We start from the raw sequence: 14,310 nt of genomic DNA, 5'->3' as shown, positions 1-14,310 counted from the left end.
CGGTTACATCTCCGGCGTCGACTGCTCGATGATCCGCATCGCTTCCCGGTTGCGCCGCTCCCGTTCACGGCGATCCAACGCTGCACGGGGATTGTCGGCGCGATGCTGGGCCTGCACGTCCGCCGGCACGACGTCGACGACGCGCTGCGACTGAAGCAATGCACGCTCGCCGGGCGCCAGCTGGCAATTCCGGCTGAGGATGCCGAGATCGTCGACGTCGACGGCCGCGCCACTCTGCAGATGCACGACGACGCCAAGCGTATCCCCGAGCGGTTCGAGCGCGAGGCAGATGGCGTCGATCGTCGCGTAGGAACGCGCTTCGTTGCTCGACACGATCACGAGCAGGTTCTCGCGGTCGATCCAGGCCAACGAGCGCACGCCCGCGATCTGTCGCGCGGCACGGCGCGCGGCCTCGTGATCGACCACGCGTGTGGCGTCCGCGAGCTTGATCGCCTGCATGTAATCGCGGGTGAGCGCTTCCATCTGCTCGCGCGAAGCCTCGCGATCGCCGAGGACGGCGGCGCCTTCGATCACCGCCATGCGCCCGGTGGTCGTCACCGGGTCCATCGGCCGACCGGCCTGCTGCGGCCGAGACTCCGTCGCGTCTTCAGCGGCGGGTCCGCATCCCGCAAGCAGAACGGCCGTCATGCCGAAGACGATGCACATCCGGTTCATCATGTCCTCCCGCCCCCTGCGGTCCGACGACATCTTACGAGCGCGATCCGGGCGACCCCGGCCATCCGTCGGAAAGTGACCGCCGGCTACATCTCCGGCGTTGTGTCCTCGATCGTGCGCATCGCTTCGTCGGCCTTGCGCTGCGATTCGCGGATCTCGGCCGCGGTGGGCGGCGGCGGCGCTTCGACGGGTGGCGGCGCCGGTGCGATGGCCGGCGTCGCGACGACGACCGGCGTCGTGCGCGCTTCGACGGCAGGTGGCTCGCCTGCGGTCGACGCAGTGCGCGCCAGCATCTCGCGCACCACGAGCACGAAGCCGATCGCGCAGAGCAGCGCGACGATCGGGAGCAACAGCCGCAGGCTCGCGCCCGGGCGCGGCGATGTGCGTCGCGGCGACACCTCCGGCGCGGTGTCGGGCGGCGCGAACGCGTCGTCGCCGAGCATGTCGCGCACGCCGCGGCCGTCGATGAGTTTCAGTTTGTCGGTGCGCTGCGCGGCGGCGATCGCGGCGTCGGTGAATTCGCCGCTGGTGATCAGGATCGCGCCGGTCGCGCCCTCGGTGACGAGAATGCCGAGCAGTTCGTGCACCGCGTTGTGCGTCACCTGCTTCGCGTTCCAGTGCTTGCACTGCACCAGCACCACCTGCGCATCGCGACGCAGGCGCAAGTCGACGCCGCCGTCGAACGTCGCGCCCGTGCCGCCGGTGCCGACGTGCTCGACCCACCAGCCGACGTCGCGGTAGTACGCGGCGAGCACGCGTTCAAATTCCTCCCAGCCGATCCGGCTGAGGGCGTCGTCGTGACGCGTGCGGACGTTCTTCAATCGCGACATGCCGGCCTCCCTGGCTGCATCGTACGTCGCGTGGCGGGAGCGCGCCGCCCGCCGAGACCGGCGGGCGACGTCATGCGGGTTCCCCGATCAGGCCATCGCCCGCATCGCGCGGGCGAAGAAGCTGCGGCTCTGCGACAGCGCCAGCGTCTCGCCCGCGGCGCGCAGGCCGGACAGCGCGGCGCCTTCCATGAAGCCCTGCCACTCGTAGAAGCTGCTGGTGTGGTCGCCGGCGAACAGCACGTTGTCGACGGCCTTGGCTTCGTTGTGGGCGATCATCGTGAAGTAGCCCGGGCGATGGCAGGTGTACGCGCCCTTGCTGTACGGGTTGTTCGACCAGTGCTGCGCGAACGACACCGGGTCGCCGCTGGCGCTGCGCTGCACCGCCTGGAACGCGCCCGGCATCACCGTGTTGAGCTCGGTGAGGAAGCGCGAGGTCTCGGCGGTCAGGTTGCGTGGATCGAAGCTGCGCGCGGCCGCGCCGCCGATCAGGCCGGTCAGCACCGCACGCGTCTCGCTGCCGTTGGCCGGGTTGGTTTCCCACGTGGCCTGCACGCGCGAGCGGTCGCTGTAGGTGGTGCCGTTGGTGCCGTGCTTGATGTACCAGTACGGCTGGTTGAAGCCGACCATCAGCTTGGCGCTGTCGCCCATCGCCGACTGCTGGATCGCGAAGCGCTTCCAGTCCGGCAAGCCGACGCTGGCGTCGATCTGCACGTCGCGCAGCACGCTGAAGGGCAGCGCCAGCACCACCACGTCGTGGTCGCGCTGGAACGTGCGGCCGTTGGCGTCGAAGGTCAGGCGCACGCGGCCGCCGGCGAGCTTGTTCACCGCGACCAGGCGATGGCCGGTCTGCACCGGCGACGGCAGGCGCGCGGCCAGCTCGGTGGCGATGCGGTCGTTGCCGTCGACGACGTGGAAGCCGTCGCCGCCGAACGCGCCGACCTGCGCGAACTTGCCGCGCTTGTCGCCGTGCAGGAAGCGCAGGAAACCGATCGCGCTGAGTTCGTCGATGCCGGCGCCGTACTCGGCGGCGTAGGCCGCGCCGATCACCTTGCGCAGCAGGCCGCCGGCGCCGTTGAGGGTCAGGTAGTCGTCGAGACTCATCAGGTCGAAGGTCTCGTCGGCGACGTTGTGGCGCTCGGCGGTGGGCGTGCCGATCAGCGCGAGGTCCTCGCGCATGGCGCCGACGAAGCCGCGGAATTCGTCGACCACCTGCGCCTCGGAATAGACGCGGCCGTCGAAGTGGTAGCGGGTGGAACCGGGCAGCATCGAGAAATCCTCGAGCTGCAGGCCGAACATGCGGGCGTAGCCCAGCATGGTGTGGTGCGAGCCGCCGATGAACTCGGCGCCGCGCTCGGCAACCTGGGGACCGAACGCACCGCGCAGGCTGAAGCAGCGGCCGCCGACGCGGCCGGAGGCCTCGTAGACCTGGGCGGCGACGCCGTTGCGGCCCAGTTCGAACGCACAGCTCAGGCCGGCGATGCCGGCGCCGACCACCGCCACGCCGCCGTTGCCCGTCACCAGCGCCTTGCGCAGCTTCGCCGCGCCGGCCATCGCCATCGGGCTCATCGCCCCGGCGCCGGCGGCCGCGGCCACCGCACCGGCCATCGCGCCCGTCGTGAACCGGCGGCGACCGGCGTCGCGCGGACCGTCCAGATGCTCGATCGCTTCCTGCGCACTCGCGCCCGTGGCTTCGCAATGCGCCGCCAGGCCTGCCAGGCGCTGCAGACGCGCCATCATCGAACTTCCGCTCATGTGGTTCCCCCCGATGTCTTCACAATATGTTCGGCCATGACGAAGGCCGGGTCGCCTCACGGCGACACCCGTCCCTGGTCCGTCCGTCGTACCCCTTGCCCGCGGCGCGTTTCCCCCGGCGCGCGGGCCCGTGGGGAGTGTGCCATAACCGGCGGCGATGGTGCCGCCGCGGATGCCCGCCGGATCGACGGGGTCGCCCGCCGCTTCGGCCGGACGCCCATCGCCGCCCGGCTCAGGCCGGGGCCAGTTCGTCCGCGAACCGCTTGCGCAGCTGCTTCAGGCGCTTCAGCGCGGCGTCGGTCTGGTGCTTGGTCTCGCACATCGCCCGGTAGATCGCCAGCGCGTCCTCGACCTCCTCGCGGCAGCGGGTCTCGATCGCCGCATGGTCGCCGCGGTCGTACAGGTCCCACACCGACCGGCCGGGGTCGATGCGCTTGCCGCCGGCGTATTTCTCGTAGAGCTGGCGCTTGGTCTTGGGATACGCGAAGTACGGGTGGTTGAGCGCGAACTGGCCGAAGCTGGCCACGCCCAGGTCCAGCTGGCGGCAGCCGTACAGCAGATCGTGGGCCTGCACCGCGTCCAGGATCCCGTGCTGCGCGATCCGCGTCACGAGGCAGGGCACGTCGCTGTGGCCGATGCCGATGCCGGCGAGGATCGGCGACCCTTCCTGGCGCGCGTCGGCGTAGGGCTTCCACTCGGCCTGCAGGTGCGCGGTCAGCGCGCGCAGCATCGCGGTCTCGTCGTCGTGCGACCACACCCAGAACTCGGTGCGCCGGGTCACCCGGTCGAGCATCGGCAGGTAGGTCAGGAAGGCGCCGCCCAGCAGTTTGTGGTCCGGGAGGTGCGGCGAGAAGCGCATGCCGCTGCGGGTGTGCCGCGCGCGATCCGGCGCCGGGACGTAGTACTCGAGATCGAAGAACAGGATCCGGGTCCTGTCCGGGAAAAAACGGCGCTCCACGCGCATGGGCTCTCCTGAGCGAAGGGACGTCCTCGCTCGGCGCGGGGGGTCGCGCCGACTGCCGGCGACGCTAAGGGCCGGCCGGCGGCCGGTCAATGCGCGACGTCACAGCCCGGGCGACCGGACGGCCACGATTCAGACAGGCGGCAGGCTTCGCCCGACCGGGGGTACGGCGAGCGCGAAATCGATTGCGGCACACACCGCCGCGGCCTGCGCGGCATCGCACTGCCCGGGCGTGGCGCGGGGACTGTCGGGGTAGACCTCGGTCGTGGTGCGGTACGGCGCGTCGGTGAGGCCGGCGCACAGGCCGAGTTCGCGCAGCGGATAGCGGATCACGCCCGGCGCCACCACCGGCGAGCCGATGATCTCGCCCTGCGCGTCCGCTGGCGCGATGTGGGTGACCTGCGCCACGGCGGCGATCACCGCGGCCTGGAAGTCCGGCTGCGGCGCCTCGGTGTCGTCGACCAGATAGAAGCCGTCGGGGATGGTGCCGGGCTCGAACGGCTTGCCGTCGCGCGCGGCCAGCGCGGGCCGGAATTCGGATTCGTCCGAATCGGTGGTCTCGTGCAGGTCGATGTGCAGCGCGAAGCGGTCGCGCCACGGCGCGACGAAGCGCATCAGCGCGGCCGACTCCGGCGCCGGGCTGTCCTCGCGGAACGAGCGGTTGGGGTCGATCGCCTGCGCGTTCCAGCGCTGGATGTGTTCGTAGGCCCACGGGCTGACGCAGGGCGCCACCAGCAGGTTCACGCGATCGGCATAAGCCGCCGCATGGTGGTCGAGGAAGCGCAGCGCGCCGTGCACGCCGCTGGTCTCGTAGCCGTGCACGCCGCCGGTGACCAGCACGCAAGGCCGTGCGTCGTCCCAGCCGCGGCTGCGCACCGCGAACAGCGGATGCCGCCCGCCGTCGCCATCGTCGATCTCGCCATAGCGCTCGACGTCGAACCGGTCGCGCAGGCGCTCGATCGCGGCCAGCACGTCGTCGGCGTAGCTGCGGCGGCGACGCTGGCGCGACCGCCATTCGGCGATCTCCGCCGCGCCCCAGGGCTGACCGGGCGTGCCGATGGCGGGAAAGGTCTGAGTCATGGCGTGTCGTCGGCGGCGGTCGGGACGCAGAGTGTAGTGCCGGGCAGCCGGCCTCGCGTCACGGAACGCGCATGCTGCGCCGCGTCATGCCCTTTCGGGCAATAGGCCGGGGCGATGCCGCGGATCACTATCGGTCGGATCGGTCGTCATCATCGTCGTACCGACCCAGCGGAGAGGATGCCCATGTCGCGCAGCACGTCGAAGTTCCCCGTCACGTCGTCCGCGAGCATGCCGCTCGCCGGCACGCCGCTTTCCCGCATGTTCGCTTCCGCCGCCGCGTCCGCGCTGCTGGCCCTTGCCCTGCCGATGGTCGGCGCCACCGCCCTGTTGCTGCCCGGCCGCGCGCAGGCGCTGGACTGCGGCACCAACAACGGCTTCACCTGCACCGGCACCGCCACCCAGTACGCCGGCGGCTTCAACCCGGGCGTCGGCAGCGGCGGCTTCGGCGGCACGTCCGGCTGCACCGCCACGCGCACGCCGGTGGTGTTCATCCCCGGCAACGGCGACAGCGCGATCAGCTTCGACATGCCACCGGGCGCGGTGAGCGGCTACACCACGCCGGCCAATTCGATGTACGACGAGTTCAAGGCGCGCGGCTACAGCGACTGCGAACTGTTCGGCATCACCTACCTGTCGTCGAGCGAGCGCGGATCGCCGCAGAACAACTACCACAGCCCGACGAAGTACCAGATCCTCAAGACCTTCATCGACGCGGTGAAGGCCTACACCGGCCGCAGCCAGGTCGACATCGTCGCCCACTCGATGGGTTCGAGCATGGCGCTGGCGACGGTCAAGTACTACGGCATCCAGGGCAGCGTGCGCCGCTTCGTCAACATCGGCGGCGGCCTGCGCGGCCTGAACACGTGCTACTCGACCGGCTACCAGTCGCCGCTGGCGCCGACGTGCAACGCCGAAGCGTACGTGTATCCGTACAACTACTACACGTTCGGCTACTACCCCAGCACCGGCGTCACCTTCTACGGCTACAACCGCTGGACCGGCAGCGGCAGCGACAGCCTGCGCGCGATGCCGACGGCGTATCCGTCGATCAGCTTCTACACCATCACCGCCGGCCTCTACGACCAGGTCCACTGCTTCACCACCAGCTACGCCGGCGGATGCAGCAGCGGCGCGCTGTTCAACGCGACCAGCAACGTGAAGGCGCAGGTCGACATCGGCATCGGCAGCAGCGCCTACGCCTACGACTGGAACTGGAACGACGGCAGCCCGTACAACGCCGGCGGCGGCGACACCAGCAACGGCGTCGGCCATTTCCGCTCGAAGACCAACGCCGGCCGCATCGCCTACAACATGCTGGCGACCACCTGCACCACCGGCTGCGCCAACGGCTATGCCGGCGTGAACGGGCCCGCGTTCAACCGCTGATCCTGCGGTCCCGATGCGGGCATCGGGCGACATGCGGGAGGCGTGACGGGTATCCTGCCCGCCCCTCCCGCGGAACGTCCCCGTGCCGAAGTACGCCGGCCCCCTGCTCACCCGCGCGCTCGCCGAGGCGCTGGTCGCTGCGCGCGACGCCAGCGCCGAGGTGTGGACCGGTTCGCTCGACCTCGGCCGCAGCACCGACACGTCGCGGCTCGACGCGGACGGCTGGACCTGGCGCGACCTGCGCTACCCGTGGCCCGGCAAGCTGAAGGACCGCACGATCCACGCCTGGGACGGCGACGACTTCGCGCCGGTCTCGCGTTTCTCCGGCGGCCTGATCAAGCTCGTGCCCACCGACTGGGGCGCGCCGACGTTCGAGATCGACGGCATCAAGATGCTGCCCACGGCGAAGACCTCGCCGGTCGAGGACGCGCGGCGCAAGGTCGCGCTGGTGCGGCCGCAGGGCCGGGCGGTGCTCGACACCTGCGGCGGTCTCGGCTATTTCGCCGCCTGCGCGCTGGAGGCGGGCGCCGCGCGCATCGTCTCGTTCGAGAAGAACGCCGACGTGCTGTGGCTGCGCACGCTCAACCCGTGGTCGCCCGATCCCGACGCACCGGAACACGGCGGTCGGCTGTCGCTCACGCACGGCGACGTGTCGCAGGCGATCACGCAGCTGCCCGACGCCGCATTCGACGCCCTGCTGCACGATCCGCCGCGCTTCGGCATCGCCGGCGAGCTGTATTCGCAGGCGTTCTACGACCAGCTCGCGCGCGTGGCGCGGCGCGATGCGCGGCTGTTCCACTACACCGGCACGCCCAACGCGCTGACCAGCGGCCGCGACGTGCCGCGCGAAGTGGCGAAGCGGCTGGAGAAGGCCGGGTTCCGGACCGAACTCGCGCTCGACGGCGTGCTTGGCGTGCGCCGCTGACTCAGTCCGCGGTCGCGGCGGCGGCGGTCGCGGGCACCGGCGGCAGGTCGGGTTCGCCCAGCAGGCGCGCGATCTCCGCGTCCTTGTCCTGCCAGATCCCGTTGAGCCAGCGCTGGAACTGCACGCGGTAGGCGGCATCGGCCTGGTAGTCGCCGCCGACCAGCGCCGGCGGGATCGGCCGCTCGCGCACCGCCACGCGCACTTCGGGAATGCGGTCGCCCATCAGGTCCAGCATCGTCGGCCGGCCGCCGGGATAGACGATGGTGACGTCGAGCACCGAGTGCAGGCTGTCGCCCATGGCGTCGATCACGAACGCCACGCCCCCGGACTTCGGCTTCAGCAGATGCCGGTACGGCGACAGCTGCCGCGCGTGCTTCTCCGGCGTGAAGCGGGTGCCCTCGACGAAGTTCATCACCGACACCGGGATGCTGCGGAATTTCTCGCAGGCGCGGCGGGTGACTTCGCGGTCGCGATGGCCGAGTTCCGGGCGCTTCGCGATCTGCTTCTTGGTGTAGCGGCCCATGAACGGGAAATCCAGCGCCCACCACGCCAGCCCCAGCATCGGCACCCAGAACAGCTGCCGCTTCAGGAAGAAGCGCAGCAGCGGGATGCGCCGGTTGAACAGCTTCTGCAGGACGAGGATGTCGACCCAGCTCTGGTGGTTGGCCAGTACCAGGTAATGGCCGTCCATCCGCGGCGACACCGCTTCCTCGACGTGGAAGCGGGTGCGGGTGAAGCGGTCGATCATCGCGCTGTTGACCGCGATCCAGCTCGCCGCCAGCCCGGTCAGCACGGGATTGCAGGCCAGCCGGACCTTCTCGAACGGCAGCAGCGCCTTGAACACCGCCACCACCATCAGCGGCGGGACGTGCAGCATGGTGTTCGCCGCGATGAGCAGCAGGATCGGAACCACGCGCAGCCAGAGCATGAAGGACACCGGTCGTCGACAGCCAAGGAGAAGGCGGGCCATTGTCCTACGTCGACGATGACGGCAATAGGGCCCCGATCGCGGCATTTCGGGTACCGGTCACACCCGCGGGCCCGGCCGCGGCCTGATCGGCAGGAGATCGGGCCGGCGATCGGGCCTGTCATCGGGGCCGGCAAGGCTACCGCGACGGACCGGGGCGGCGCGGTGCGCTGCCCCGGCCGGGGACGTCACCAGATCTTCACCCGGTCTTCCGGCTTGCGCCACATCGGCTGGCCGGGCTTGACGCCGAACGCCTCGTAGAACTCCGGGATGTTCGACATCGGCGCCAGCACGCGCCACTTCGCCGGGGCGTGCACGTCCGACAGCAGGCGGCTGCGCAGCACCTGTTCACGCTGCTGCATCATCCAGCCCAGCGCATAGCCCAGGAAGTAGCGCTGGGTCGGGGTGAGGCCGCCGATCTTCTCGCCCTTGCGGTACTGCTCGGTCTTCTGGAACGCCTCCAGCCCCAGCAGCACGCCGCCGTAGTCGGCGATGTTCTCGCCCAGGCTGGCCTTGCCGTTGATGTGCAGGCCCGGCAGCGGCTCGTAGGCATCGAACTGCGCCACCATCTTCTGCGCGGCGGCGTTGAAGCGGTCCTCGTCTTCCTTCGACCACCAGCCAGACAGGTTGCCCTGCTGGTCGTACTGGCGGCCCTGGTCGTCGAAACCGTGGGTGATCTCGTGGCCGATGGTGCTGGCCGCGACGTAGCCGTAGGCGACCGCGTCGTCCACCTGCGCATCGGTCGTGCCCGGGATCATCAGGATCGCCGCCGGCAGCACGATCTCGTTGTTCGACGGGTTGTAGTAGGCGTTGTAGGTCTGCGGGGTCATGCCCCACTCGGTGCGGTCCACCGGCTTGCCGAACTTCGACAGGTTGTCGCGGAACTGCCAGCGCGCCGCCGCCATCACGTTCGCGGCATACGAATCGCGACCGATCTGCAGCGTCGAAAAATCCTTCCACGTGTCCGGATAGCCGACCTTGGGCGTGACCGCGGCCAGCTTCGCCAGCGCCTTGGCCTTGGTCGCGTCGCTCATCCAGTCCAGGCGCTGGATGCGGTCGTGGAAGGTGCCGCGGATCGCCTCGACCATCGCGGTGTAGCGACGCTTCGAGGTTTCCGGGAAATAGTCCTTCACGAAGATCCGGCCCAGCACCATGCCCAGCGCGTCGTTCTCTTCGTCGACCACGCGCTTCCAGCGCGGGCGCTGCTCTTCCTGACCCGACATCGCCTTGCCGTGGAAGCGGAAATGCTCGGCATCGAACGTGGTCGACAGGTACGGCGCGTAGGCGTCGGCGAGGTGGTAGCGCAGGTAATCCTTCAGCGTGGACACCGGCGTCGCGTGCAGCAACTTCTCCTCGGCCGCAAAGAACTCCGGCTGGCCGACGAGCAGGTAGTCGGGCTGCAGGCCCCACTCGGCGAAGCGCGCGCGCCAGTCGATCGACGGCGTGTACTTCGCGGTCAGTTCCGCCGGCGACATCTTGTTGTAGTTCTTCTCCGGGTCGCGCAGGTCCTCGAGCTTGCGCGAGGCCTTCGCCAGTGCGGTCTCGAACGCCATCACCCGCTGCGCCGCCGCCTTCGCGTCCGCGGGCTTGCGGCCCAGCAGTTCAAAGGTGCGCGCGATGTGGGCCACGTACTCGGTGCGGATCTTCGCGACGCCGGCTTCCTTGTTGAAGTAGAAGTCGCGCTCGGGCAGGCCAAGGCCGCCCTGGTACGCCTGCACCGCCATCGTCGCGCTGTCCTTGTCGTCCTGCGCGACGAACAGGCTGAACAGGCCGGGCACGCCGATCTGCTTCCACGCGAACACGGTGTCGACGACGCCGGCCGGCGTCGTGATCGCGTCGACCCGCGCCAGTTCGTCGCGCAGCGGCGCGATGCCGAGGCGATCGGCCCGCGCCGTGTCCATCGCCGTCGACCAGAAATCGCCGATCTTCTGCTGGTCGCTGCCCGTCGCGGCCTGCGACGTCGCGGCGTTCTCGCTGATCGTCCGCAGCCGCGCGTACAACTCTTCCTCGACCTCGTTGCCGATGCCCCACGCCGCTTCCGACGCCGGGATCGGGTGCGCCTTCAGCCATCCGCCGTTCGCGTACTGGAAGAAGTCCACGCCCGGATCGACCGAGGTGTCGAGGTGCGCGGCGAGGAAATCCTGCGGCGCGTCGGCGGCAAAGGCGGTGCCGGAGGCGAACGCCAGCGCGGCCGTGAGCAGCGCGACGCGGAACGGGGCAAGCGACGGGGTCATGGCGGTCTCGCTCGGGAAGAAAGCGCGCACTGTGCCGACGGCGCCCTCCCCGGGCAAGCGCCGGAGGTCATGCGGCGCGCTCAGTAGCCGGGCTGCACCGGGCATTCGACCTTGGCGGCAGGTTTGATCTCCACGGCGTGCAGACTGCCGTCGAGCACCCACGCACCGGCGCGTCGGTACGACATCGGCTTGTCGCCGTGCGCGCTCGCGATGCTGACCACGACGACGTCCTCGATCTTCCCGCTCGTGCATTCGATCTCGAATGCGAGCCCCTGGCCCGGGCCGGTCGCGGGCAGCGGGATCTCCACGAGCGCGAGCGGCGGACGCGCCATCTCCGCGCGCGACAGCGACGCGTAATCGCTGGTCGTGTCGATGACGAACACCGCCCGGGAGAAACGTTCGAGGGCGGCGTCCTCCGATCCGCCCGCGACGGGCCTGGCCATCACCATCACGGTCTTGCCGGCCATGCTGCCGACATCCAGCGTCGACCACGCATCGTTCAATTCCCTGCGCGACGGGAGCCCGGCGCCGCCGGGCACTGCCGGCGACGCCGCAGGCGCAGGCGGTGCGACCGGCGCCGCGCCCTGCAGCACGTACTTGCCATCGAACGGCACGTCGCCCCACTCTCCGGCGCAGCCGTCGACATGCAGTTGCATGCCGCCCGCTGCGCGGCGCAGGGCCATGCTGCAGCGTCCTTCGGCGTAGCGCCAACCGCCGGGCGCGTCCGCGAGGCGGCCTTCGCCCGCGCCGCTGCGCAGGTTGCCCGGTCGTCCTTTCTGCATGACCTCCAGCGTGAAGCTGCCGTCGCGGCGTACCGTCAGCTGGCGCTCGAATGCGGCGTCGCTGGCGTCGTAGGTGCCGGCGGGCGGATAGGGGCTGTACGCCTGCGCCGCGAAGGCGGTCGTCGCAGGCAGGGCATTCGCGCACGACAGGCACAGCGCGGCGGAGAGGATCGATCGTTTCATGGAGGATTTCCGAAGAGGGGGACGCGACACGAGCCCCGAATCGGGAATCGATCCTGCACTGCACCGCATTTCAGGAGACGCATGGCGACCGACGCCCCCTGCCATGACCTTCATCACTTGCCGCGCGCCGCGACGTCAGGGCATCAAGGCATCCAGCCGCGCGCGCGGTCGCGCAGGCGCGGGATCAGCGCCAGCGCGCCGTCCTGGTCACGGCTGTGCGCACGCGGTGCGAGCGCGAGGATCGCCGCCTCGGTCTCGTCGAGCATGCCGCGCAGGCGCGGATGCTTCGCCATCTCGGCGGCCAGCAACGCGGGATAGGGATCGTGCGGCAGGAACAGCGGCGACGCCGACATCGGCCGGGTGCCGTGGGCCAGCGCCAGTCCGTCGATGCCGTCCAGGCTGCGCAGCAACGGCAGCACGAAGGTCTTCACGCGCGCGGCCAGCCAGGCCAGCAGCGGCGCGAGGTCGTCCTCGCGGAAGAGCCAGAAGCCCGACTGGTCGCGGCGATAGTCCTGCACCGCCCCCGCCCAGCCGTCGGCGAGCCGTGCGAACGGGACTTCGGCCGAATTCTGCAGCGAGGTGACGACGCCCTGGTCTTCGGTCTTCTCGCGCAGGATGGCGTCGTACAGCGCCGGCACGTGCAGCGTGCATTCCAGTCGCACGCCGTGGAACCACTCGGGATCGTCGACAGCGTACAGATTCACGGACTGCACGGCATCGCCGACCTTGCGCTCGAAGGTCGCGACGTCGGCGATCTGGCTCCAGACCGATGGCGGCATGCGCTGGAACCGCGCGGCGTCGAGGACCGGCTGCAGCGCGTCGACCAGCCGTTCCAGCACGTCGGCGCGTGCCGGAAAACCGAAGCCCCGGCGCCACTCGGCGTAGCGCCGGTCCAGTTGCCACAGCACGCGTGCATGCCGCTGCGGCGTGAGGTCGGCGCCGAAGATGGCGTCGACGCCGGCATCGGGCGCACAGTTCATCGCCTCGATGAAGTCGTTGAGCACGAAGCGCTCGTAGCAAGCGGCGGCGAAGGCGTTGCCTTCCTCGTTCAGATCGTCGTCGAGCAGCTTGCCGTCGCAGTGTTCGAACAGCAGGTCGAGCCCGGTCGTCGTCCCGGCCCGCAGCGCGTCGGCCTCGTCGGCAAAGGTGTCGCCCGCCAGCCCGCGCAGGATCGCCCACTCCAGGAACAATCCGATGTGGCGGCCGCCGTTCTCGTTGGGCAGGTCGGTCTCGAACTCGAGGAAGTAGTACTCGGCGTCGTCGTATTTCATCGCGGGCGGCGGTTCGGCGGACCGCAGAGTATAGGCAGGCGCCCGGACGGCCACCGCCGGGATGCGTCGTGACCGGCGGCACGGGTCCCGCACGGTGCCGCCTGCTAGCGTGTGCGCCATTCCACCCCACCGAAGGATCGCACGATGAACCACTGGTATTTCCACGCCGCCGGCGGCGACCGCATCGGCCCGCTCGACGACGCCGCCGCGCAGGCGTACGCACGGCAGCATCCGGCCACGCAGTGCTGGCGCGAGGGCTTCACCGCGTGGCGCCCGGTCGCCGAAGTCGCCGAACTGCGTGCGACCGGCCCGCAGGCCCCGCTGCCGCCGCCGCTGCCGACCGCAGCCGGCGCGCGCGGCACGCTGCGCAACGACGACATCGACTACCGCATCGTCGGCAACGACATGCAGTTCGTCGAAGTGGAACTCGACCCCGGCGAAAGCGCGATCGCCGAAGCCGGCGCGCTGATGTACAAGCACGCCGACGTCGAGATGAACACCGTCTTCGGCAACGGCTCGCATTCCGGCCAGGGCGGCGGCTTCCTCGACAAGCTGATGGCCGCCGGCAAGCGCGTCGTCACCGGCGAGAGCCTGTTCACCACGGTCTACACGCACACCGGCACCGGCAAGGCGCACGTCGCGTTCGCCGCGCCCTACCCCGGCACCGTGCTGGCGATGAAGCTGGACGAACACAACGGCCGCCTGATCTGCCAGAAGGACAGCTTCCTCGCCGGCGCGCGCGGTGTGCAGGTCGGCATCCACTTCCAGCGCAAGATCCTCACCGGCCTGTTCGGCGGCGAAGGTTTCATCATGCAGAAGCTGGAAGGCGACGGCTGGGTGTTCGTGCACGCCGGCGGCACCGTGATCGAGCGCGAACTGCGCGCGGGCGAACGCCTGGACGTCGACACCGGCTGCGTCATGGCTTTCCACGACACCGTGAACATGGACGTGCGCGCGGTCGGCGGCATCAAGAGCATGCTGTTCGGCGGCGAAGGCGTGTTCCTCGCCACGCTGACCGGCCCGGGCAAGGTGTGGCTGCAGTCGCTGCCGTTCTCGCGCATGGCCGGCCGCATGCTGGCCGCGGCCCCGCAGCGCGGCGGCGGTCGCGACGAGGGCTCGGTGCTCGGCGGGCTGGGGCGTCTGCTGGACGGCGACAACGGGTTCTGAACGGGCCAGCCCCGGACAGGCATGCCCGGAACCGGCAGACCCTGAATCGACCCACCTGAACCGGGCAGGCCGCACCTGCGGATTGCCCGGTTTCCGC

Annotated in this window: 12 protein-coding genes; 3 read left to right on the top strand and 9 right to left on the bottom strand. The window is 70.2% G+C overall.

What is annotated here, in order from left to right; genetic code table 11:
• Nucleotides 1–3: 3 nt before the first annotated feature.
• The 5 genes from ACT53Q_RS08620 to ACT53Q_RS08600 form a co-directional block, all read right to left on the bottom strand.
• On the bottom strand, nt 4–708 hold the full coding sequence (locus tag ACT53Q_RS08620) for a hypothetical protein (protein WP_476186247.1): 705 nt from the start codon (nt 706–708) through the stop codon (nt 4–6).
• A gap of 53 nt (nt 709–761) precedes the next feature.
• Nucleotides 762–1,505 (bottom strand): restriction endonuclease, encoded by a 744-nt coding sequence (locus ACT53Q_RS08615; protein WP_476186246.1) that lies wholly within the window; start codon nt 1,503–1,505, stop codon nt 762–764.
• Between the two features lie 87 nt (nt 1,506–1,592).
• Entirely contained in the window at nt 1,593–3,239 is a 1,647-nt protein-coding gene (locus ACT53Q_RS08610; protein WP_476186245.1) for a flavin monoamine oxidase family protein, read from the bottom strand.
• A gap of 250 nt (nt 3,240–3,489) precedes the next feature.
• Nucleotides 3,490–4,221, bottom strand: coding sequence for a hypothetical protein (locus ACT53Q_RS08605; protein ID WP_476186244.1), 732 nt, complete (start codon nt 4,219–4,221; stop codon nt 3,490–3,492).
• Nucleotides 4,222–4,350: 129 nt separating this feature from the next.
• Entirely contained in the window at nt 4,351–5,298 is a 948-nt protein-coding gene (locus tag ACT53Q_RS08600) for a M14 family metallopeptidase (protein WP_476186243.1), read from the bottom strand.
• A 183-nt stretch (nt 5,299–5,481) separates the two neighbouring features.
• Here ACT53Q_RS08600 and phaZ7 point away from each other — a divergent pair, with 183 nt between their 5' ends.
• Nucleotides 5,482–6,684: an extracellular native short-chain-length polyhydroxyalkanoate depolymerase PhaZ7 gene (gene phaZ7, locus ACT53Q_RS08595; protein WP_476186242.1), complete on the top strand. Its 1,203-nt coding sequence runs from the start codon at nt 5,482–5,484 to the stop codon at nt 6,682–6,684.
• Nucleotides 6,685–6,766: 82 nt separating this feature from the next.
• Nucleotides 6,767–7,609 (top strand): class I SAM-dependent methyltransferase, encoded by an 843-nt coding sequence (locus ACT53Q_RS08590; RefSeq protein ID WP_476186241.1) that lies wholly within the window; start codon nt 6,767–6,769, stop codon nt 7,607–7,609.
• Between the two features lies 1 nt (nt 7,610).
• Here the strand turns inward: ACT53Q_RS08590 and ACT53Q_RS08585 are convergent, their stop codons facing one another.
• The 4 genes from ACT53Q_RS08585 to ACT53Q_RS08570 form a co-directional block, all read right to left on the bottom strand.
• The gene (locus ACT53Q_RS08585) at nt 7,611–8,537 is read right to left on the bottom strand and encodes an acyltransferase (protein ID WP_476186240.1); all 927 of its coding nucleotides are present in this window, start codon (nt 8,535–8,537) and stop codon (nt 7,611–7,613) included.
• 227 nt (nt 8,538–8,764) lie between these two features.
• Nucleotides 8,765–10,810, bottom strand: coding sequence for a M13 family metallopeptidase (locus ACT53Q_RS08580; RefSeq protein ID WP_476186239.1), 2,046 nt, complete (start codon nt 10,808–10,810; stop codon nt 8,765–8,767).
• Between the two features lie 80 nt (nt 10,811–10,890).
• Nucleotides 10,891–11,775, bottom strand: a complete 885-nt coding sequence (locus ACT53Q_RS08575) for a hypothetical protein (protein WP_476186238.1) — start codon at nt 11,773–11,775, stop codon at nt 10,891–10,893.
• 143 nt (nt 11,776–11,918) lie between these two features.
• Nucleotides 11,919–13,046 carry a DUF7832 domain-containing protein gene (locus ACT53Q_RS08570; protein ID WP_476186237.1) on the bottom strand — a complete coding sequence of 376 codons (1,128 nt, stop codon included), beginning with the start codon at nt 13,044–13,046 and terminating at the stop codon, nt 11,919–11,921.
• A 144-nt stretch (nt 13,047–13,190) separates the two neighbouring features.
• On the opposite strand from ACT53Q_RS08570, the gene ACT53Q_RS08565 reads away from it, so the two are divergent.
• Nucleotides 13,191–14,213, top strand: a complete 1,023-nt coding sequence (locus ACT53Q_RS08565; protein WP_476186236.1) for a TIGR00266 family protein — start codon at nt 13,191–13,193, stop codon at nt 14,211–14,213.
• Nucleotides 14,214–14,310 lie beyond the last annotated feature (97 nt).

Source organism: Lysobacter sp. DMC97, assembly GCF_056313745.1.
Note: the sequence above shows the minus strand (reverse complement) of the source record. Positions and strands in the feature narration are given on the sequence as shown.